The sequence below is a fragment of the Exiguobacterium sp. s64 genome, assembly GCF_018618035.1.
Lineage (GTDB): Bacteria > Bacillota > Bacilli > Exiguobacteriales > Exiguobacteriaceae > Exiguobacterium > Exiguobacterium mexicanum_A.
In genome coordinates this window covers 204,946-224,939 of sequence record NZ_JACSLH010000003.1, presented here as the reverse complement: position 1 = coordinate 224,939, position 19,994 = coordinate 204,946, and the positions used below count along the sequence as shown (strand labels likewise).

Annotated in this window: 21 protein-coding genes; 11 read left to right on the top strand and 10 right to left on the bottom strand. The window is 55.4% G+C overall.

All coding sequences use genetic code 11. The annotated features are described in order from the left end of the window. Positions 1 to 58 precede the first annotated feature (58 nt). Complete coding sequence (locus KNP64_RS07145; protein ID WP_214792326.1) at positions 59 to 454, bottom strand: hypothetical protein; 396 nt, start codon at positions 452 to 454, stop codon at positions 59 to 61. Positions 455 to 657: 203 nt separating this feature from the next. On the opposite strand from KNP64_RS07145, the gene KNP64_RS07140 reads away from it, so the two are divergent. Further along, positions 658 to 1,536, top strand: a complete 879-nt coding sequence (locus KNP64_RS07140) for a manganese catalase (protein ID WP_214792324.1) — start codon at positions 658 to 660, stop codon at positions 1,534 to 1,536. Positions 1,537 to 1,565: 29 nt separating this feature from the next. Here the strand turns inward: KNP64_RS07140 and KNP64_RS07135 are convergent, their stop codons facing one another. Next, positions 1,566 to 2,414, bottom strand: a complete 849-nt coding sequence (locus KNP64_RS07135; RefSeq protein WP_214792322.1) for a MurR/RpiR family transcriptional regulator — start codon at positions 2,412 to 2,414, stop codon at positions 1,566 to 1,568. 208 nt (positions 2,415 to 2,622) lie between these two features. On the opposite strand from KNP64_RS07135, the gene KNP64_RS07130 reads away from it, so the two are divergent. The 4 genes from KNP64_RS07130 (at position 2,623) to gntK (ending at position 9,015) form a co-directional block, all read left to right on the top strand. Then, a complete protein-coding gene (locus KNP64_RS07130; RefSeq protein WP_256443280.1) occupies positions 2,623 to 5,049 on the top strand; it encodes an EAL domain-containing protein in 2,427 nt (808 codons plus the stop codon). A gap of 138 nt (positions 5,050 to 5,187) precedes the next feature. Beyond that, the gene (gnd, locus tag KNP64_RS07125) at positions 5,188 to 6,072 is read left to right on the top strand and encodes a phosphogluconate dehydrogenase (NAD(+)-dependent, decarboxylating) (RefSeq protein ID WP_138858836.1); all 885 of its coding nucleotides are present in this window, start codon (positions 5,188 to 5,190) and stop codon (positions 6,070 to 6,072) included. Positions 6,073 to 6,154: 82 nt separating this feature from the next. Beyond that, a complete protein-coding gene (locus KNP64_RS07120) occupies positions 6,155 to 7,498 on the top strand; it encodes a GntT/GntP/DsdX family permease (protein WP_214792320.1) in 1,344 nt (447 codons plus the stop codon). Between the two features lie 17 nt (positions 7,499 to 7,515). Then, the gene (gene gntK, locus KNP64_RS07115) at positions 7,516 to 9,015 is read left to right on the top strand and encodes a gluconokinase (RefSeq protein ID WP_371815297.1); all 1,500 of its coding nucleotides are present in this window, start codon (positions 7,516 to 7,518) and stop codon (positions 9,013 to 9,015) included. Positions 9,016 to 9,051: 36 nt separating this feature from the next. On the opposite strand, the gene KNP64_RS07110 is transcribed toward gntK, so the two are convergent. After that, positions 9,052 to 9,570, bottom strand: a complete 519-nt coding sequence (locus tag KNP64_RS07110) for a dihydrofolate reductase family protein (RefSeq protein ID WP_214792316.1) — start codon at positions 9,568 to 9,570, stop codon at positions 9,052 to 9,054. 75 nt (positions 9,571 to 9,645) lie between these two features. Between KNP64_RS07110 and KNP64_RS07105 the strand changes: the two genes are divergently transcribed. Next, the gene (locus tag KNP64_RS07105; protein ID WP_251126343.1) at positions 9,646 to 10,536 is read left to right on the top strand and encodes a helix-turn-helix transcriptional regulator; all 891 of its coding nucleotides are present in this window, start codon (positions 9,646 to 9,648) and stop codon (positions 10,534 to 10,536) included. Positions 10,537 to 10,620: 84 nt separating this feature from the next. After that, positions 10,621 to 10,890: a hypothetical protein gene (locus tag KNP64_RS07100; RefSeq protein ID WP_214792313.1), complete on the top strand. Its 270-nt coding sequence runs from the start codon at positions 10,621 to 10,623 to the stop codon at positions 10,888 to 10,890. Between the two features lie 51 nt (positions 10,891 to 10,941). On the opposite strand, the gene KNP64_RS07095 is transcribed toward KNP64_RS07100, so the two are convergent. Together KNP64_RS07095 and KNP64_RS07090 are read right to left on the bottom strand one after the other, a co-directional pair. Beyond that, positions 10,942 to 11,403, bottom strand: a complete 462-nt coding sequence (locus tag KNP64_RS07095) for a PTS sugar transporter subunit IIB (RefSeq protein ID WP_214792311.1) — start codon at positions 11,401 to 11,403, stop codon at positions 10,942 to 10,944. Between the two features lie 116 nt (positions 11,404 to 11,519). Then, a complete protein-coding gene (locus tag KNP64_RS07090; RefSeq protein ID WP_214792309.1) occupies positions 11,520 to 12,869 on the bottom strand; it encodes a 6-phospho-alpha-glucosidase in 1,350 nt (449 codons plus the stop codon). Positions 12,870 to 13,015: 146 nt separating this feature from the next. On the opposite strand from KNP64_RS07090, the gene KNP64_RS07085 reads away from it, so the two are divergent. Next, the gene (locus KNP64_RS07085; RefSeq protein WP_214792307.1) at positions 13,016 to 13,735 is read left to right on the top strand and encodes a GntR family transcriptional regulator; all 720 of its coding nucleotides are present in this window, start codon (positions 13,016 to 13,018) and stop codon (positions 13,733 to 13,735) included. A gap of 37 nt (positions 13,736 to 13,772) precedes the next feature. On the opposite strand, the gene KNP64_RS07080 is transcribed toward KNP64_RS07085, so the two are convergent. After that, complete coding sequence (locus KNP64_RS07080) at positions 13,773 to 14,180, bottom strand: Lrp/AsnC family transcriptional regulator (protein ID WP_214764308.1); 408 nt, start codon at positions 14,178 to 14,180, stop codon at positions 13,773 to 13,775. A 118-nt stretch (positions 14,181 to 14,298) separates the two neighbouring features. Here KNP64_RS07080 and KNP64_RS07075 point away from each other — a divergent pair, with 118 nt between their 5' ends. Continuing rightward, entirely contained in the window at positions 14,299 to 15,057 is a 759-nt protein-coding gene (locus KNP64_RS07075) for an MBL fold metallo-hydrolase (protein ID WP_214792305.1), read from the top strand. 129 nt (positions 15,058 to 15,186) lie between these two features. Continuing rightward, positions 15,187 to 15,903, top strand: a complete 717-nt coding sequence (locus KNP64_RS07070; RefSeq protein ID WP_214792303.1) for a polysaccharide deacetylase family protein — start codon at positions 15,187 to 15,189, stop codon at positions 15,901 to 15,903. Positions 15,904 to 15,937: 34 nt separating this feature from the next. Here KNP64_RS07070 and KNP64_RS07065 read toward each other — a convergent pair whose 3' ends face one another. Next, positions 15,938 to 16,336 carry a cytidine deaminase gene (locus KNP64_RS07065; RefSeq protein WP_214720315.1) on the bottom strand — a complete coding sequence of 133 codons (399 nt, stop codon included), beginning with the start codon at positions 16,334 to 16,336 and terminating at the stop codon, positions 15,938 to 15,940. A 122-nt stretch (positions 16,337 to 16,458) separates the two neighbouring features. Further along, positions 16,459 to 17,016, bottom strand: a complete 558-nt coding sequence (locus KNP64_RS07060; RefSeq protein WP_214792474.1) for a TetR/AcrR family transcriptional regulator — start codon at positions 17,014 to 17,016, stop codon at positions 16,459 to 16,461. 137 nt (positions 17,017 to 17,153) lie between these two features. Between KNP64_RS07060 and KNP64_RS07055 the strand changes: the two genes are divergently transcribed. Further along, a complete protein-coding gene (locus tag KNP64_RS07055) occupies positions 17,154 to 17,903 on the top strand; it encodes an SDR family oxidoreductase (RefSeq protein ID WP_138858826.1) in 750 nt (249 codons plus the stop codon). 46 nt (positions 17,904 to 17,949) lie between these two features. Here KNP64_RS07055 and KNP64_RS07050 read toward each other — a convergent pair whose 3' ends face one another. Next, positions 17,950 to 18,981: a FecCD family ABC transporter permease gene (locus tag KNP64_RS07050; RefSeq protein WP_138858825.1), complete on the bottom strand. Its 1,032-nt coding sequence runs from the start codon at positions 18,979 to 18,981 to the stop codon at positions 17,950 to 17,952. Continuing rightward, entirely contained in the window at positions 18,978 to 19,991 is a 1,014-nt protein-coding gene (locus KNP64_RS07045) for a FecCD family ABC transporter permease (RefSeq protein WP_214792301.1), read from the bottom strand. The genes KNP64_RS07050 and KNP64_RS07045 overlap by 4 nt, the downstream gene beginning before the upstream one ends. Positions 19,992 to 19,994: the final 3 nt, after the last annotated feature.

Sequence of the window (19,994 nt, the reverse complement as noted above, 5' to 3'; positions counted from 1 at the left end):
GAATGCATGGATGAATTACCCTTCATTCGAGAACGAGAAACAAAAAAAGAGACCTGGCTCAGGTCTCTTGGTCGCTCGTGATGACAATCTCATCGAACTGTTGGTCACGGCAAAGGGTGATGGCTTGCATCGCAAGCTGGTAGTCCACTTCCGGCAATGTGATCAGCTCGGTCGGGAGCACCCACTCCTTGTTGTTGTACAGATGGATGACGAGTTTGACGAGAATGAAATCCTGCTTCTCGAACGTGTTGTCGTCGATAATATTGGCCGTACTGATTTTGCCTTGCTCAAGATCCATATACGGCAACAATAGATTCCGCACCCGCTCATTCCCGGCGATCACATAAAGGGCGGAGAAATACTCTTTCTTGACGTCTCCGGGATTAACGAGGCGCTGGGCCAACTGTTTGAACACATCGTAGTGCTCGGTCGTCAAGAAGTTAAGGTTATTCATGTCTGTCGTTCCTCTCTGTGTAAGCAAAAATCAATCTGTTTATACTAATTCCACCCTTTTGCACTTTATAACCCTCTGACAATGCTCATACCCACACCTGTATCTGCCAAATCTTTTCAAAATTTTAGGTTTTTTATTTATTTTGATAGTGGAACTATATCTTTGTCGTTCATTCACAAGTTGTTCAAAAAAGGAGGAGTTCCATGTTTCGTCATCAGAAGGAATTGCAGTTCGAAGTGAAAGTCGATCGTCCCGACCCACAGCTCGCCCTGCAAATCCAAGAGGTGCTCGGCGGTCAGTTCGGGGAAATGACCGTCATGATGCAGTACTTGTTCCAAGGCTTCAACTGCCGCGGAGAAGAAAAGTATAAGGACATGCTCATGGACATCGGGACCGAGGAAATTGGCCATGTCGAGATGCTCTGTGCCCTCATCTCGCAACTGCTCGACGGGGCGTCACCGGACGACCAGGCCGAGGCGGCGAAAGACCCGGCGACGGCAGCCATCCTTGGCGGGATGAACCCCCAGCATTTGATTGTCAGCGGGCTCGGCGGACTGCCGACGAACTCGAATGGGGTGCCGTGGAACGGGTCGTATATCGTCGCGAGTGGGAACTTGCTCGCCGACATGCGCTCGAACTTACACGCCGAGACGCAAGGCCGGCTCCAAGTCGCCCGTCTGTACCATATGACGAAAGACGAAGGCGTCCGGAAAGTGTTCCGCAAGATGCTCGCCCGTGACCGCTACCACCAATATCAATGGATGGCGGCCATCGATGAGCTCGAAGAGAAGAACGGCGTCATCGTGCCAGCAAGTTTCCCGGCGAAAGACGAGAAAGAAGCCGAGAAACACGGCCTCGAGTTCTGGGACTTGTCGGAAGGCGACGAGTCGAGCCAAGGCAAATGGGCGACCGGCAGCGCGCCGGACGGTGCCGGCGACTTCGTCTATTTGAGCGATCCGGCCCCGCAAGGCCAGAAGCCGGTCATGGACATCCCGGACAAGACGCTCCATCACGATTTGGACGCCCCGGGCAGTGTCGAGAAAGTCGTCAAGAAAGTCGCCGATCAAATCAAACGGAAATAAGAAAAAGGCTGGCCCGAGGGTCAGCCTTTTCACATGCGCCGGAGCGAGATGGCTTCGCGCATCTTCTGGAGCGATTCCCTCCCCTCTTCCCCGCGTCGCATCATGACGACGGTGAACAAGGCGTCAATCAGACTGAGCTCGGCGATTCGGGAGGCGAGCGCCTCGGAGCGGAACTCCGTCTCTTGCGACACGGTATAGAGGGCGACGTCACACAGCTTCGACAGCGGTGACTTCGCGTAGTTCGTGATCGCAATCGTCGGCACGCCGCGCTCGTTCAACACTTTCGCCACATCGAGCGTGTCTTTCGAGGCACCCGAGTGTGAGATGAGGACGGCGACATCATCTTTCGTCAGCTGGGACGCCGACATGAGCTGCATGTGCGACTCGAGGTTCGCCGTGACGAACAGACCGCTCCGGACGAACTTATGATAGGCGTCGAGCGCGATGACGGCCGAGCCCCCGCTCCCGAAGAACTCGATGCGCTTTGCCGACAGCAGCAGGGCGACCGATTTGTCGAGCGAGGCTGCGTCCAAGATTTGCCGTGTCGCCTCGAGCGTCTTTACGTTCGAGGTGAAAATTTTCTCGGCGATCTCATGTGGCGTGTCTTTGTTCGAGATGTCTTCATGGATATCTTGGAGCGGCGCGACGACGTCGGTGGCGAGCGCGATTTTCAGCGCCTGATAGCCTTTAAAGCCGACGCGCTGACAGAAACGGAACACGGTCGACTCGGCGACGTCTAGGTCGTCGGCAACTTGGTTGATCGTATGGTGGATGATGCGTTCGGGCTGTTTCAAGATATAGTCGGCGATGCGTTGCTCTTTCTTGCTCAGTGTCGTATAGGCCCCACGGATGCGGGCCAGGCCGTTCATCGATTCCATGTGTCTCACCCTTTTTCTTTTTACGATACCGTTTCGAAAAAAATTCCGCAATCAAAGACTGATCGTTCCTTCGGACAATGTGCCAAACCATTGACCCACCGGGGAAAATATTCCCTTCACGTCAAGACAAATATGCTATGCTAGGAAAGCTCATTTTTGAGAAACTGTCCGTTTTCGTCCATTTGTCCCGATATTATTAAAGAAAGGTTTGGTCCCCATCGAACACCATCTCCATAGTACATACAGTCTTCCCCTCGTCTTGTTATCCATCGCCGTCGCCGTCTTCTCGGCCTTCGTCTCGCTCGATATTAGCAGTCGGCTCAAATATGCCGAACGAGTCTCGCGCATCCGTTGGGTGAGCGCCGGAGCCCTCAGTCTCGGGCTCGGCATTTGGGCGATGCATTTCATCGGGATGTTGGCATTCCATTTAGAGGCCGACGTATCCTACCATATCGGTATCGTCATCGCCTCAATCATTCCAGCCATCATCTCGGCCGGGTTCGCCTTCTATATCGTCAGCCGACAGACGGCGCGACCGCGCGATCTCGTCATCAGCGCCGTCTTCATCAGCATCGGCATCGTGTCGATGCATTACGTCGGCATGGAAGCGATGCAGATGAACGCTGTATTGACGTACGACCCGGTCATGTGGCTATTATCGGCCGTCGTCGCGTTCATTGCCTCGCTCGTCGGACTGTATCTCTTGTTCTCACTCCCGGACGTGTCACGGTTCCATTGGCGGAGACTCGTCTGCTCGCTCTTGATCGGGCTCGCCGTCTCGGGGATGCACTACATCGGCATGGGCGCGGCCGAATTCACCCCGCTCGCGAAGCCACAAGTACTGACTGGCTTCTCGATGGACAGCACGCTCCTCGCCTTCTGGATCGGCGGCAGTGTCACGACGCTGTTCGTGCTGATGCTGATTTCGCTTCGCAATGAGAAGCAGCTTGAGCGTCAGTCCATCGAACTCGAAACGAAGTTCCAGTCCGTCATCGAGTCGGCGAACGATGCCATCATCGTCGCAGATGCCGAACGGCGCATCGTGCAATGGAACCACGGGGCTGAGCGCCTATTCGGATATGCTGCATGCGAGGTGCTCGGGGAATCGATCACGCTCATCATGCCCGAGCGCTTTAAAGTCGCACACGAACAAGGCATGAAACGCTATCGCGAGACGCGCGAAGCAAACGTCATCGGCCGTACGGTCGAGCTCGTCGGCTTGCGAAAAGACGGGACCGAGTTCCCGTTCGAGATGTCGCTCGGGACGTGGGAGACAGAGGCGGGTCTCTTCTTTAGCAGCATCATCCGAGATATTAGTGAACGGAAGCAAATCGAAGAACAAATTAACGACCTCGTCTATTTGGACACGCTGACCGGCCTACCGAACCGACGCCTGTTCAACGACCGGCTCGACGCCTTGCTTTCCCAAGGCAGCGAGTCGACATTCTCGTTGTTTTACATTGACCTCGACAACTTCAAGGTCATCAACGATCGATTCGGCCACTCATCAGGCGACGTCTTCTTGCGCCAAGTGACGGACCGGCTGTTGACGACGATCAATAAGAGCGACACGCTCGCCCGTCTCGGCGGGGACGAGTTCGTCATCCTGTCGCCGAACACCGGCAGCAACTTAGCCGCCCACCGCGCCCAACAGATTACGAACGCGTTGAACCAACCGTTCTTGCTCGAAAGTGAGGACGTGTTCACGAGCCTATCGATTGGCATCAGCCTCTATCCGTCCGACGGGCGGACGGCCGATGACTTGTTGAAGAACGCCGACATCGCCATGTATCGGGCGAAAGAGGACGGCAAGAACGGCTTCCAGTTCTTCACGAAAGACATGAACGAGTCTGTCGCGCGCAAGTCACATCTCGCGATGGCGCTCCGGAAAGGCATCGGTCGCGGCGAGTTCTCGATTCATTATCAGCCGCAAGTACATCTCGAGACCGAGGTGCTCATCGGTGTCGAGGCGCTCGTGCGTTGGACACATCCCGAGCTCGGCATGATCTCCCCGGCCGAGTTCATCCCGATTGCCGAGGAGACCGGCAGCATTCATCGTCTCGGCGAGTACGTCTTGAACGAGGCTTGCCGGCAGAACAAGGCGTGGCAGGATGCGGGCGTCGAACCGTTCCGCGTCGCCGTCAACATCTCGGCGCTCCAGTTCGCGCAAAAGGATTTGCCGGACATTGTCAGCCAGGCGCTCGAGGCGAGCGGGCTCGCACCGGAATACCTCGAGCTCGAGTTGACCGAGACCGTCATCCAGAGCGCGCAAAGTGCCATCGAGACGATGGAGGAACTCGTCGCCCTTGGCGTCCACTTGTCGATTGACGACTTTGGCACCGGCTACTCGTCTCTCAGCTACTTGAAGCTGTTCCCGATCGACACGCTGAAAATCGACCAACACTTCACGAAAAACATCGAGACGGATTCGAAGGACGCCGCCCTCGTCAAGACGATCATCCGGATGGCGCACGAGCTCGGTCTGAACGTCATCGCCGAAGGGGTCGAGACGAAAGCACAAGTCGCCTTCCTCAAGGCCGAGGATTGCAACCAAGCGCAAGGCTACTATTACAACAAGCCGATGCCCGCCGAAGATCTTGACTCGTTCCTGTATCCATATAAGAAAAGTGTCTGACCCTCGTCCCGTCTACTCGTTAGGTCGGGACGCCTTTCTTTGTTATTCGAAAAAAATTCCGTCATTCGACTTGTAAATCGAATTTAATTTGATATTATAGTGGAGAGATGGAAAAAAATTCGATTTAGAGGTGACGATATGCAAATCGGTTTGATTGGATTAGGCAAGATGGGATACAACTTGGCGCTCAACTTGAGCGACCACGGTCACAACGTCGTCGGGACGGACGCCGGGAACGTCGAGGCGACATCGAAGTTTGAGATCGTGCCGACGCTTGAGGACGTCGTCAACTCGCTCGAGACACCACGCGTCGTCTGGGCGATGGTGCCGGCCGGTGACATCACTGAGGCCGTACTGGCAGAACTGCTTGAAAAACTCGAACCGGGTGACATCGTCATCGATGGCGGCAACTCGAACTACAAGCTGTCGGTCGCACGCGCCGAACAGTTCAGTGCCAAAGGCATCGCCTTCTTCGACTGCGGGACGAGCGGCGGCACGGAAGGTGCCCGCAACGGGGCCTGCACGATGGTCGGTGGTGACGCCGACGCCTGGCCGACGATCGAGCCGATCTTCAAAGACCTCTCGGTCGAGAATGGCTACCTGTATACGGGACCGGCCGGCAGTGGCCACTTCTTGAAGATGATCCACAACGGTATCGAGTATGGCATGATGCAGGCGATTGCCGAAGGGTTCGACATCTTGGAGAAGAGCCCGTTCGATTACGATTACGAGCAAGTCGCCCGCGTCTGGAACCACGGATCAGTCGTCCGCTCATGGCTCATGGAGTTGACGGAAAACGCGTTCTCGAAAGACGCGAAACTCGATGACATCCGCGGCGTCATGCATTCCTCAGGGGAAGGAAAATGGACGGTCGAGACGGCGCTCGAGTTGCAGGCGGCGGCCCCGGTCATCGCCATGTCACTTATGATGCGCTATCGCTCACTCGAGGAAGACACGTTCTCGGGGAAAGTCGTCGCGGCGCTCCGTAACGAGTTCGGGGGCCACGCGGTCGTCAAGAAATAACCGCAAGGAAAAGGTCAGGGGTGGCCTTTTTCTTTGGTAATATTTGTAAACGGTTACACATACGGTAAAGGGGGAAATACATATGTCGGGTTCGACACTCATTTTAATTGCGGTCGCAGGGATTTTCTTGCTCTTATTCTTGGTCATGCGGACGAAGCTTCACGCGTTCGTCTCGCTTCTCCTCGTCAGTCTACTCGTCGGGATCGCGGCCGGCATGCCGCTCGGGGACGTCATCGCCTCGATTCAGAACGGGATGGGCGGCACGCTCGGCTTCGTCGCCGTCGTCGTCGGTCTCGGGGCCATGTTCGGGAAGATGTTAGAAGTATCGGGTGGAGCGGAACGCCTCGCCCAGACGCTCGTCAACAAGTTCGGCGAGGACAAGGCGCAATGGGCGCTCGCCATCACCGGCTTCATCGTCGCCGTGCCGGTCTTCTTCGACGTCGGTTTCATCATTCTCGTGCCAATCGTCTACGGTCTCGCCAAAAAGACGGGCCGCTCGCTCCTCTACTACGGGATCCCGCTGCTTGCAGGTCTCGCTGTCACGCACAGCTTCATCCCACCGACGCCAGGTCCGATCGCCGTCGCCAACTTGATCGGCGCCGAGCTCGGCTGGGTCATCTTGTTTGGGGTCATCGCCGGGATTCCGGCCGCGATTTTAGCGGGTCCGGTTTTCGGAAAATATATCGCGAACAAGATTCAAGTCAACATTCCGGACTATATGGAATTCGAAGAGATCGACACGTCGAAAGAGCTGCCTAGCTTCAAGATGATCGTCTCGCTCATCTCGATCCCGCTCGTGTTGATCCTCGCGAACACGTTGTCTGCCGTCTTATTAGAAGAAGGCAACAGTATCCGCACGTTCTTCACGTTCATGGGTCACCCGTTCGTCGCCTTGACGCTCGCGACGTTGCTCACGTTCATCTTCCTCGGCACACGCCGCGGCTATACGCGTGACGAAGTGCAAGAGATTGCGACGAAAGCGCTCGAACCGGCCGGGATCATCATTCTCGTCACCGGTGCCGGTGGCGTGTTCAAACAAGTGTTGATCGACTCAGGTGTCGGTGATGTGCTCGGGGAAATGATGGCCGGGTCACCGCTGCCGGCGATCGTGCTCGCCTTCTTGATCGCGACCGTCGTCCGTGTCGCCCAAGGTTCGGCGACCGTCTCGATGGTCACGGCGGCAGGACTCATCACGCCGCTTCTCGAAATCCAGAATATCACCGGTGCCGCGCTCGGCCTCATCGTCATCGCGATCGCCTCTGGTGCGACGGTGTTGTCTCACGTCAACGACTCAGGGTTCTGGCTCGTCAACCGCTACTTCGGGCTTGACGTGAAAGACACGCTTAAGTCGTGGACCGTCATGGAAACGATTATCGGATTGACCGGCTTCGCGGTCGTCTTCTTGATCAGCTTGTTCATTATTTAAGTTAGGAAGTGATGTGTGTGTACACGATTGGCGTCGATATCGGGACGACGAGCACGAAAGCCGTCCTGTTCCATAACCAGCAACAACTCGCGGTACATAACGTGTTGTACCCTCTCCTCACCCCCGACACGGAGACGGCCGAGCAAGACCCGGTCGTCATCTACGGGGCCGTGCTAGAGGCGATCTCCGCCGTCCGCGCCAAAGCCGATGGTCCGGTCCGCTTCGCCTCATTCAGTTCGGCGATGCACAGCCTGATCGCGCTCGATACGTCAGGTCGCCCGCTCACCCACAGCATCACCTGGGCCGACAGCCGGGCCAACCCGTATACGCAAGAAATCAAACGCGACTTCGATGCGAGCGCGCTCCATATTCGTACCGGCACACCGGTCCATCCGATGGCGCCGCTGTCGAAACTGCGTTGGTTGAAAGCCGAGCACCCGGACGTGTTCAACCAGGCGGCCAAGTTCGTCTCGATTAAAGAGTACATCTTCTATCGCCTGACCGGTCGCTTCGTCATCGACCACTCGATCGCATCGGCGACCGGGCTGTTCAACTTGAAGAACTCTGACTGGGATGCGGAGGCGCTCGACGTCGCCGGAGTAACGCCCGAGCAACTGTCCGAGCTCGTACCGACGACGGAGATTTTGACGCTTAAATCGGATGTTGTTGAGACACTCGGCTGGGATTTCCCGCTCGTCATCGGGGCGAGTGACGGTGTGTTATCCAATCTCGGGGTCGGGGCGTTCGAACCAGGTGTCGTCGCCGTCACGATCGGCACGAGCGGTGCCATCCGCACGGTCGTCCGGGAACCGGTCGAGGACCCGAAAGGACGCATCTTCTGCTATGCCTTGACCGACAAGCATTGGGTCATCGGCGGACCGGTCAATAACGGCGGCATCATCCTACGCTGGCTCCGCGACGAGTTCGCGGCGAGCGAGGTCGAGACAGCGAAACGGCTCGGTATGGACGCCTATGACGTGTTGACACGCATCGCCGAGACGGTCAAACCGGGCTCGGACGGTTTGTTGTTCCATCCGTACTTGATGGGTGAACGGGCCCCGCTCTGGGACTCGAACGCACGTGGTTCGTTCTTCGGCCTCAGCATCCACCACAAGCGCGAGCACTTCATCCGCTCAGTGTTAGAAGGTGTCATCTTCAACTTGTATACGGTCATGCTGGCGCTCGACGAATTGACGGGCGCACCGAATCGGATTCACGCGACGGGCGGGTTCGCCCAGTCGAGCCTGTGGCGCCAGATGATGGCCGACATCTTCGATACGCCGGTCGTCGTGCCGGAGAGCCATGAAAGCTCATGTCTTGGGGCGGTCATGCTCGGAGAGTATGCGTTCGGCGATATCGACGACTTCACGGCCGTGCCGCAAGTGACGCATGAACATGCACCCAATCATGAAGCGACCACGATTTACCGGGAGCTGCTGCCGATTTATATCCGGCTCTCCCGCCATCTCGCAGAAGAGTACGAAGCGATTGCCGCGTTTCAGCGGAAGCATGTATAAGAAGAGGCCGAGTTCATCGTGAACTCGGCCCTTCGTTTATCGCTCGTACGTCACCATGACGAACTGTCCGGACGCGCGTTGGCTCGTCAGTCTCAACTTCGTCTCTTTCGTGCCTTCCGGGAAGAGCGGAATCCCTTCGCCTAATACGACCGGGGCGATAGCAATCTCATAGCTGTCGATCAAGTCGTGCTCCATCGCCGCCTTGATGACCTCGCCTCCTCCGACGATCCAAATGTCTCCGTCGATGTCTTGCTTCAACCGTTTGACGAGCTGCTCGATCGGCTCATCCGTGAATGTGACGTGCTCGGCTTCTCGGTCCGGGCTGCGTGTCAAAATGTAGTTCGGAATCTTGTCATACGGATAACCGTCCGGCTCAAGCACGAGCACTTCCTCGTACGTCTTCCGCCCCATGATGACGGCACCGACCCTCTGAAAGAAGTCGGCGTAGCCGTTGTCCCCCTCCCCCTCGACCGCGAACAACCAATCGAGTTGGTCGTTCGGGCGGGCAATCTTTCCATCTAAACTCGTCGCGATATATAAGACGACGTTTGCCATAATGAATTCCTCCGTGATTCGTGATACATTCAGCTTACTCGACAAACACGACAAAACATGACGGGAATGGATAAGATGAAAAAACGACATCTTCACTTGATTCGATTGTTGAATCGCGGGCGCCGGTTCACGGCGGACGAGCTATCCACTGAGACAGGTGCCTCGGTCCGGACGATTCAGCGCGACATGTTGACGCTCGAAGAACTCGGCTATCCGATTTGGAGCGTCCCCGGCACGGGCGGCGGTTATGAGATGTTGCCGAACCGGCTCTTGCCACCGCTCCATCTCCGGGAACAAGAAGCGGTCGCGCTCTACCTCACCCTCAAATGGATGGAACAGATCCCGGACGTGCCGTTCGGGGACATGCGGGACACGTTGTCCGACTGGTACGTGAACGAATTGCCGCACGACCTCGAGACGAAAATCGGTCGGCTCGAAAAGAACATCCTCTGGCTCGGGAACAAGACCGTCCCATCGGCGCCGTTCACGAAAGACATCTATCGTGCCGTCGATCAACGACGGAACATCGAGATGACATACGCCACGACGAAAGGCAGCCGCACGTTCACTGTCGCGCCGGTCGGGATGGCGCTTCTCGATATGAAATGGTACGTATTCGGTCTCTCGGAGTACGGCCTGCGCCAATATCGCATCGACCGGATTGAAGCGATGCGCCTGCTCGATGAGACGTTCGAAGCGGACGACTTGGCGACGCTCCTCGAGGCGAGTGACGAACGAAGCGGTGTGACCGTTCGGCTCAAGCTCACCCCGCTCGGCCGCCGTCTGCTTGAAGACGTATTACCCGATATCAGCGAAAAGAATGAGTGGGACGTGCCGAAAGCCGAGCTCTCGTTCTTGTCGCGGCAATTACTCGCGGCCGGGGCGGAAGTCAAGGTCGTCGAGCCGATTGAACTGCGGGAAATGATGCGGGAGCAAGCGGAGCGGTTGTGGGACCTGTATCGGTGATTAAATCGATGCTTTGGCCTCATGTGAGAATTGTCTTTATATGGAAATACGAGTCCATATTGCTACATAAAAAGGAGCGTTCGCATGACCAAGTTATCGTTTTCAAAATTATTTGTCTCAATCAGTGTCATCTCATTGTTCGCTATCATGGTGTACCTCAACGTCTCGACGCTCAAGCTAAACGAGACGATTGGTTCTGGCCTGTTCTACTTGAAAGGCTATTATGAGGAAGGCAACTTGATCGTCACCGAGCAAGGGATTGGCGTCATCACGCTGCCGCTCGCTATCGGTCTCGTCGCTTCGACACTCATCAAAGGCGCTCAATTTTATCGTGCCTCGTCGGTTACGAACTAACCTTCTCATCTCGGACAAAGAGCCCAACCGTAAATCGGTTGAGCTCTTTTTTCAATTCGCTTGGTCCATCTCTTTATGCAGTTTGAGCAACTCATTCTTGTACAAATCCGGGCGTCCCCCAAAGATGGACTGAATGTTGTTTTTCACTTTCACGACCCCGGCTGCCCTGAGTGCCTTCAACTCGTCCTCATCGATTTGGGACACGTCTTTCAATTCAACACGGAGACGTGTGAAACAGGCATCGATGTCGATGATATTGTCACGGCCACCGAGCGCCTCTTGAATGGCAAGTGCCGCAATTCCCGACCCGCCGGACAGACCAACCGCGACGCCAATCGCAAAGATGATTGGCAAGTTGGCAAAGATACTCAACCCGATTTGAAGCATCCCGGCACTGATCGCTTCGACCGTCCCGTTCTGTAAAAACGTCCAACTTTCTGCAAGCGGACCTGTTAGCGCCGCGCCGAGACCAAGTAAAACACCGGCCGCCGGCAAGAGCGCGACTGGTACCATGAGCGCCTTCCCGAATTTTTGAAATACCCCGAACTATTGACTCATTTGAGTCACTCCTCATGTGTAAGCGTTATCAATTCACAAAACGAACAAAGGGGAATAACTCCCCTTCGTCTTTAGCGTGCGACCGTCTCCCGTTGTTTGAGGGCCGGCCAATAGTTTTCGTTCTCGTTAATCAAATCGTCAAGGATTTGACGGGCGACCGGCGCATCGACGACGGTCCGGTTGAGCGTGAGTGCCTGGAGTGCCTTTTCATAGTTGTTCTCGAAATAGGCGTCGACGACGAGCTGTTCGTAGGCGAGCTGTCCTTCAATCATCCCTTTGTAGAAGCGAGGAATGTGTCCGACAGCGAACGGCTTCGGTCCACGGTTCGTGAGCATCGCCGGCACTTCGACCATCGCATCATCCGGCAAGTTAGCGATGATGCCGTCGTTCTTCACCATGACGATGAAGATGTCGCCATTGTTGTAGGCGAGTGACGCTGCGACGCGAATCATGTAGCAACCGTGGATGTCGACTTCAAGATGCACGTTCTCAAGTGAGTCGTCAGCGATGATTTGATCACACATCGAGAAGACCCGTTGCTGGCGGCCGTTGATGACTTGACGGGCCCGCGTGTTCTCTACGTCTTCCTTCTCCGCCATGTCGGACGGATACAAATAATACTGAAGATACGTGTTTGGCAAATATTCCGGGAAGTCGGTGAGCATCTTCTCGACTTGCTTGAACGTCTTGATCCAAGATGGATCGTTTGCGATCTCTGAGTCTTCTGGGATGAACCCGTCCTCTAAGATGGCGCGCTTGATGTCTTCCGTCAACTCATTGCCTTCTTTGTCATAGATGCCTGTGAACCAACCGAAGTGGTTGAGGCCGAAGTATTCCGGCACGAGATCCCAAACCTCTTTGCCGAGAATCTTCGCGTAGCTCACCATGATTGCGGCCGGCATATCACAGATATTCAAAATCTTTTTGTCATTCGGGTAGGCACGCTTCAACGCCTCGGCGACGATTGCGGCCGGGTTCGTATAATTTAAGATCCAACCGTCCGGTGAGCCTTGGCGGATGTCTGCGACGAGATCAATCATGTCCCCGATCGACCGCATCCCGTACGACATCCCGCCCGGTCCACACGTCTCTTGTCCAACCACGCCGTGACGGAGCGGAATCTGTTCATCTTTCTCGCGCATTTCCAGGCCGCCCGTTCGAATTTGAACGAAGAAGAAGTCCTTGTCGCGGAAGGCGTATTCTTTGTCCGTCGTATACTCGAACAGCTCGAGCTCTGGGTAATGCTCACGCAAGATGATTTCAGTCGCTTTGGCGACACGCTCCTGGCGCTCACCATCCGTATCGTAAAACGTGATGGAACGTAGTGGGAAGTGACCCTTCTCTTCGATCAAGCTCATAATCATACCGATTGTGTACGTGCTGCCGCCACCGACGACGACGAGGCGTTGTCCTTGTTTCATGTGTGCGTTCCCCTTTCGAATACATATTTAATTGATTACAATACAAATTTAATACATATTATTTTAAACGTCAACAATATTTTTGAAAACATTTTACTTTGTGTATACTAGAAGTATGAATTTAGGTCGAAATCGGAGGGTCAGTCATGAAAGCAAAATCACCGCTCTACCAACAAGTCGCCCACAAAATGCGCACGTTTATCGAGTCCGGCACGTGGGCGCCCGGTGAGGCGATCCCGACCGAGGCTCAACTCGTCGAAGAGTTTAGCGTCAGTCGAGTGACTGTCCGGCAGGCGGTCAAATTACTCCAAGAGGAAGGTCTCTTATGGAAACGACAGGGCAGCGGCACATACGTCCAGTCCGAAAAAATTGAACACAACATGTACGAATTAAAAAGCTTCACGGAAGACATGAAACGAGAAGGGAAAGAAGTGACGAACAAAGTACTCACCTTCACGTTGCAGCCACCGAGTGAGAAAGTGCGAGAGGCACTCGAACTCGAAGATGGCGAGCTCGTCTTCTACGTGAGGCGCCAACGATTCGCAGACGGCGAACCGCTCATCGTCGAGGACACATACTTGCCGCTAAAGCTGTTCCCCGACTTGACGTACGAAGTGATGTCGCAATCGAAGTACGCTTATATCGAAGAAATCAAACAGTTCAAGATTGCGGACAGCGTCCAAGAGTTCATCCCGGTGCTCCCGACAAAAGAGATTGCCGAGATGCTCGGAGTGAGTGAACGAACGCCCGTACTCAAAGTCGAACTCTATTCGTTTCTTATGGATGGCAGTCGGTTTGAGTTCACAGAAACGTATTTCAAGAGTGAAGAATACCGCTTCATCATCCGCGCCGGACGAAGACATTAAAAAGGACCTGTGAATCAAACGATTCACAGGTCCTTCGTCAGTTAATGACAATCGACAACTTATAATTGACGAACTTGCTGAGCCCGTCCAAAAAGGCGTTCAGTTCTTGGTTCGACGGGAATCGGCACTCCAAGACGTAACAGCCGTCCCCGCTCACCTTGTAGTTATTGCGGACGTACGGCCGGTGCTCCTCGAGGAACATGAGATACGGGTCGTGAAACGTGCTCGACGTAAAGATGGTGATCATCGCGTGGACCGGTAACCCGAGCTTGTCCTCGTTCACGCGAATCGTATACCCTTCGATGATACCGAGGTCTTCGAGCTTCTTGACGCGCGTCGCCGTCGCCTGCCCGGTCAAGTGCACGTGTGCCCCGAGTTCTTTCATCGTTATCCGGCTGTTCGCCTGTAGCGCCTCGATGATGAGGCGGTCTGTTGGATCGAGCATAGGTGGCTCCTTTCACGATTCAAGCCAATCCGTCCAAACACTTGATTCGTGTTATGTATGAAAAGACGGCTGCTTGTTAGACTGTACATACATTATAGTTAAAAGGAGAGATTTTTCTATGCACGTGCAACTGATCCGTAATGCCACACTCCGCGTTGAATACGCCGGGAAAACGTTCCTCATCGATCCGTTCCTCGGGGAAAAAGGCGCCTATCCCCCGTTCCCGAACTCGGAACGGCAAGACGCTAATCCATTGGCCGACCTGCCAATCGCGATCGATGACATTCTGACAGGCATCGACGCCGTCATCTTGACCCACCTGCATCTCGACCACTACGACGAGGTCGCGAAACAAGTTCTTCCGAAAGCGATCCCGCTGTTCGTGCAAAACGAGGACGATTTGACTGTCATCGAAGGCGACGGCTTCACGAACGTGACCGTGTTGAGCGACACGACAGCATTCGAAGGAATCAGACTCACGAAGACAGCCGGGGAGCACGGGCGCGGTCCGATTTTAGAAATGGCCGGTCTCGTGTGCGGTGTCGTCTTCACCCACCCTACGGAACAGACGCTCTATGTCGCCGGGGACACGGTTTGGTATGACGAAGTCGCCAAGACGATTCAAGCGCATCAACCAGCAGTCATCGTCGTCAACGCCGGGGACAACCAATTCGTCGAAGGCGGGTCGCTCGTCATGAACGAAGAGGACGTCCGCCATGTTCACGAGGCTGCCCCGTCGGCGACGATTATCGCGGTCCACATGGAAGCGGTCAATCATTGGAAGCTGTCGCGTCCCGACTTACGCGCCTATGCGGCATCACACAGCTTCGCCGATCGCCTCATCGTTCTTGAAGACGGCGAGACGATTTCACGCTAACGAAACGATGCCCCTGACCTTCCACGTCAGGGGCATTTTTAGCTTCATCTTTGACTCCTGTTTGTGGTATTCTATGCTTCATACCGATGCCATGTCACCCGTTTTTTGCCTCGAGGGAGTTTTGTTAAGATGAAGAAACGCGTCATTTTGCTCATGTCGATTTTTTTGTTGATCAGCTCCCTGTCTCAGGCGGCGATCCCGAAACCGAAAGCCTATAACGACCGCAGTCTCATCTATTTGACGCTCGATGACGGGCCGAATCGGAAGACGGGCGCGTTGCTTGACGTCTTGAAGAAGCATCGGGTGAAGGCGACCTTCTTCATCCTTGGGAAAAATATCAAGGGAAATGAGCACCTCATCCGACGCATCGTCGCTGAAGGCCATCTGATCGCCTTGCATGGGATGACACACGTGCGCGAGGAGTTTTACGCGTCGCCGATGACGGCCGTGCGTCAAATGAAGGACGTGCAACGTCTCATTTATGAAGTGACCGGCATTCATACGAATATGGCTCGCACGATTTACGGTAGTGACGCAGGCATGACGCCTGCGCACTGGCAAGCTATGGATGAGGCTGGTTTTGAGATTTGGGATTGGAACGTCGGCAGTCTCGATCATATTTATAAGAAAGACAACGACCCGATCGAGCAGCGTGTGTTCAATCGGCTCGAGGCGAATTACGAGATGAATATTGCTTCCATCATCCTGGCGCACGATCACTCGATGACACCGAAAGCGCTCGATACGATTATCCGCTATGCGAAAGAACGCAATTATGAGTTCCGGACGTTAGAAGGGGTACATCCCCCGTACAACTTTTTCAATCCGTGGGAACCGAATGAATAAGAAAACGCTGAGTCGCGCAACTCAGCGTTTTTGCTTACATTTCGAGTTCCGTAAATGCAAACGGGACGAGCTCTTCCAACGTCACTTCTTTCACGTCGGCGTTGCCGTTCGTGAGCAACACTTTGAAGTCCGGGTCGCCGAACTCGACGAGCACTTGGCGGCAGATGCTGCATGGCGGCAAGAAGTCGACCGTGTCACCTGACACCGCGACGGCTTCGAAGTCGCCTTTTTTATAACCTTGCGCGACCGCTGTGAAGATGGCCGTGCGCTCGGCACAGTTCGTCGCACCGAACGAGACGTTCTCGACGTTGACGCCGTCGATGACCGTTCCGTCCTTCATAAGAAGCGCCGCTCCGACGCGGAAGTTTGAATACGGCGAGTAGGCGTTCTCTTTCAATTGGCGGGCACGCTCGACTAATTGTTGTTGGTTCATGGGATCATTGTCCTCTCTGACTCGAAATGAACTGATGCCAGTTCCCGGCCTCTCTTTTTTGGGCAGGATTCTTAGCATACACCGCCACCTATCACCACGTCAACGACTTTTTGATGACGCTTTCACTTTAGTCGCAAAATTCTTGCCAGCTGTTCGTTCATCTCATTCGGTTCAACTGTAAAATCACGTTCGGCCCAATGGATGATCATCCCGACGATAGCGTTCGCTTGATACGAACAGAACAACTCATGGTCAATCTCATCTTGCTTGTGTGCCGCCGTGTCGCGGAGGAGCAACTTGCGCACCTCGTCGAACAACATGTAATAGTACGCGAGCGGCACGTTTTTCGAGAAGACGATGCGATAGAAGTCAACGTACGTCTGGACGTGGTGAAAGATGCGAATCGTCGACGGTTCGAGCTCACGCGGATTGAGCAGCTTCACATGACGATACGGCTCCTCATACGACTTGGCGAGGTCGGCGGTGATCTCTTGGAAGTACTCCTCGAATACGTCCTCGACCCGGGCATAGTGCAAATAAAACGTGCCCCGATTGACATTTGCCACACGACAAAGTTCCGAAATCGTCACTTGTTCGAGTCGCCGATTCTTCAATAATTCGACGAGCGCCTCATGGAGCGCTCGTTTTGTTTTGATAACACGCAAGTCGGGCTTCATGATTCGCACATTCCTCTCAACAGTTATGGCCTAAAGTGTTGATTACTCAACAATTCTTCATTTTTTGATGATTGTAAGCGTTTTCTAACGTTCATTATAATAGTTATTGAACACATGTACAATAAAAGGAGGAGTCAGTCATGCGGTTATCGGGGAAAGTGGCGATTGTCACAGGAGCAGCATCAGGAATGGGGAAAGCAATCGCGGAACTATATGCGAAGGAAGGAGCCCGCGTCGTCGTCTCGGATATGAATCTCGACGGAGCGCAGGCCGTCGTCGAGGGGATTTCGGGCGAGGCGTTCGCGATCCAGACGGACGTCACGTCCGAAGAAGCGTTGCAGCAGTTGTTCGACGAGACGATGAAGACGTTCGGTCAAGTCGACATCCTCGTCAACAACGCCGGCATCATGGACGGGATGGAGCCAGTCGGTGAGATCTCGAACGACCGTTGGGAGAAAATCTTTGCCGTCAACACGGTGTCGGTCATGAAATCGATGCGCATCGCCGTCGACTTGTTCACGAAGCAAGGGCACGGCGTCATCGTCAACAACATCTCGGCCGGGGGCTTGTATGGGGCTCGAGCCGGTGCGGCCTATACGGCGTCGAAACACGCTGTCGTCGGATTGACGAAGAACACGGCGTTCATGTATGCCGACCAAAACATCCGTTGTAACGGGATCGCGCCGGGCGCGGTCGCGACGAACATCGGCTCGACGATGACGAACATGAGCCAGGCCGGGTTCGGTCGCCAGCAACTTGGGATGGCCATCAACCCACGCATCGGACAACCAGAAGAGATTGCTCAGCTCGCCCTCTTCCTCGGCTCGGACGAATCGAGTTTCATCAACGGTCAAGTCGTCGCCATCGACGGCGGTTGGACCGCCTACTAATCAAAAAAATGAGCCACATCCGACGCCGGATATGGCTCATTTCTCGTTATAGCTCCCCTCTCCGGTTCATCCGGATCAAGAGATAAATCAAATACGGCGCCCCGACCATGCCGGTGATGACACCGACCGGGTAGCGGGCCGTGAAGGCGAACTGACCGATGAGATCGGCCGCGAGCACCAAGATGACCCCGACGAGTGCCGCCGGGATGATGGTCGAACGTCCATCCCCGACGAGCCGCTTCGCAATCGGCCCCGCGAGGAACGCGACGAAGGCAATCGGTCCGGTCGTCGCCGTCGCGAGCGCCAGCATGAGCACCGAGGCGACAATGAGCAGCACGCGCGTCTGGTTTGTCTTAACGCCAAGCGACGTCGCCGTCATCTCCCCGAGCTCTAAAATCTGGAGCTGTCGGCTGAGCCGAAGGATGACCGGGAGGCAGAGCGCGACCGCAATCATGAGCGGCGGGAGCGTCTCCATCTTCACCCCGTTCAAGCTACCGCTCAACCAGCGCATCGCCGTCCCGACATCGTTTTGGCGGCTGATGAGCAGCAGATAGTTGATGACCGCCGTCAGCATCGCTTGAATCCCGATGCCGACTAAGACGAGCCGGCCGATCGAGAAGGCGGCGCCTTTCGACAAGAAGTAGATGGTGAGGACGGTCAACAGCCCGCCGATGATCGAGATGATGGAGACGAACGTATCGCTCGCCTGTAAGACGACGATGCCGAACACGGCTGCCGCACTCGAACCGGTCGTGATGCCGATGACGTTCGGGTTGGCGAGCGGGTTACGAAGCATCGTCTGGAACACCGTCCCGGCGATCCCGAACGCGAGTCCGGCGAAGACGCCGGCGAGCATGCGCGGCAGACGGATCGTGCCGACGGCGAACGAGGCGCCCGGTACTTGTTCCCCGAACAAGACACGGACGACGTCCGCGACCGGATAAATCGTGTTGCCGAGCATGAGCATCGTCGCGCTCAACGTTAGGGCCAGCGCGAACAAGACGAGCGTCACGAAGACGGTCCGTTGCCGACGCTTGCGACTGTTATGGATGATGGGTTGAATCGATTGGTTCGTCATACGCCACGCACCTTCACTTTCATCGTCAAGACGATCAAAATCGGGGCTCCGACGAACGCCGTGACGATTCCGACTTCGAGTTCCCCGGGACTACCGAGCAACCGTCCTGCCACGTCAGCAAACGTCAATAAAATCGCGCCGGTGAGTGCCGACATCGGGATGATATACCGTTCATCTGCTCCGATGACCAAGCGGACGAGGTGCGGCGCGAGTAAACCGATAAAACCGATCGGTCCAGCCAGTGCCGTCGCCGCCCCGCACAAGATGACACCTGCGAACGAGGCGATCCCTTTCAACGTGCCGATGCGGACACCGAGACCCGTGGCGAGCTCTTCCCCGAGCGCCAAGATGTTGAGGGACGGTGCCGCCAAGATGGCGATGACGATACCGCCGATAAAGAACGGCAGGAACGTCATAATCGAATCCATCGTCCCGGCCCCTACGCTACCGACTTGCCAGAACCGGAACTGGTCCATGACGTTCGAGCGCGGAATCATGATGGCCATGACGAGTGACGACAACGCCGCACTCGTCGCCGCGCCGGCCAAGACGAGTTTGAGTGGCGTCGAACCGCCCCGACCGAGCGACCCAATGCCGAACACGAACGCCGCCGTCAAGAGCGCCCCGGCGAGCGCGAACCAGATATAGTCGCTCGCGGTCGAGATGTTGAAGAAGGCAATCCCGACGACGACGAACAGCGCCGCTCCTGTGTTGACTCCGAGAATGCTCGGGTCGGCGATCGGGTTGCGCGTCACCGACTGCATCAATGCGCCTGAGACACCGAGTGCCGCCCCGCACATGAAGCTGAACACCGTCCGAACGACCCGCTGCCGGACGATGTCCGCTTCATACGACTGAACAGCCGGACGGAATAAACCGTCAAGCAGTTCATCCCATCCGACTGTCCGTGAGCCGAAAGCAAGCGAAGCGAGCATACAGACGACGAGCAGGACGAGCGCCCCTGCGAGGAGGAGCCCGAACCGTTTCGGCGTGTGTAACTTCTTCGGCATATT

Bases quoted from the DNA above. Each gene is read 5' to 3' on its own strand.
- KNP64_RS07135 (WP_214792322.1), bottom strand. From the start codon at position 2,414: ATGGAATCGATGAACGGCCTGGCCCGCATCCGTGGGGCCTATACGACA.
- KNP64_RS07045 (WP_214792301.1), bottom strand. From the start codon at position 19,991: ATGCCGAAGAAGTTACACACGCCGAAACGGTTCGGGCTCCTCCTCGCA.
- KNP64_RS07145 (WP_214792326.1), bottom strand. From the start codon at position 454: ATGAATAACCTTAACTTCTTGACGACCGAGCACTACGATGTGTTCAAA.
- gnd (WP_138858836.1), top strand. From the start codon at position 5,188: ATGCAAATCGGTTTGATTGGATTAGGCAAGATGGGATACAACTTGGCG.
- KNP64_RS07050 (WP_138858825.1), bottom strand. From the start codon at position 18,981: ATGACGAACCAATCGATTCAACCCATCATCCATAACAGTCGCAAGCGT.
- KNP64_RS07120 (WP_214792320.1), top strand. From the start codon at position 6,155: ATGTCGGGTTCGACACTCATTTTAATTGCGGTCGCAGGGATTTTCTTG.
- KNP64_RS07075 (WP_214792305.1), top strand. From the start codon at position 14,299: ATGCACGTGCAACTGATCCGTAATGCCACACTCCGCGTTGAATACGCC.
- KNP64_RS07095 (WP_214792311.1), bottom strand. From the start codon at position 11,403: ATGGTACCAGTCGCGCTCTTGCCGGCGGCCGGTGTTTTACTTGGTCTC.
- KNP64_RS07090 (WP_214792309.1), bottom strand. From the start codon at position 12,869: ATGAAACAAGGACAACGCCTCGTCGTCGTCGGTGGCGGCAGCACGTAC.
- KNP64_RS07085 (WP_214792307.1), top strand. From the start codon at position 13,016: ATGAAAGCAAAATCACCGCTCTACCAACAAGTCGCCCACAAAATGCGC.
- KNP64_RS07080 (WP_214764308.1), bottom strand. From the start codon at position 14,180: ATGCTCGATCCAACAGACCGCCTCATCATCGAGGCGCTACAGGCGAAC.
- KNP64_RS07140 (WP_214792324.1), top strand. From the start codon at position 658: ATGTTTCGTCATCAGAAGGAATTGCAGTTCGAAGTGAAAGTCGATCGT.
- KNP64_RS07065 (WP_214720315.1), bottom strand. From the start codon at position 16,336: ATGAACCAACAACAATTAGTCGAGCGTGCCCGCCAATTGAAAGAGAAC.
- KNP64_RS07110 (WP_214792316.1), bottom strand. From the start codon at position 9,570: ATGGCAAACGTCGTCTTATATATCGCGACGAGTTTAGATGGAAAGATT.
- KNP64_RS07100 (WP_214792313.1), top strand. From the start codon at position 10,621: ATGACCAAGTTATCGTTTTCAAAATTATTTGTCTCAATCAGTGTCATC.
- KNP64_RS07105 (WP_251126343.1), top strand. From the start codon at position 9,646: ATGAAAAAACGACATCTTCACTTGATTCGATTGTTGAATCGCGGGCGC.
- KNP64_RS07070 (WP_214792303.1), top strand. From the start codon at position 15,187: ATGAAGAAACGCGTCATTTTGCTCATGTCGATTTTTTTGTTGATCAGC.
- KNP64_RS07055 (WP_138858826.1), top strand. From the start codon at position 17,154: ATGCGGTTATCGGGGAAAGTGGCGATTGTCACAGGAGCAGCATCAGGA.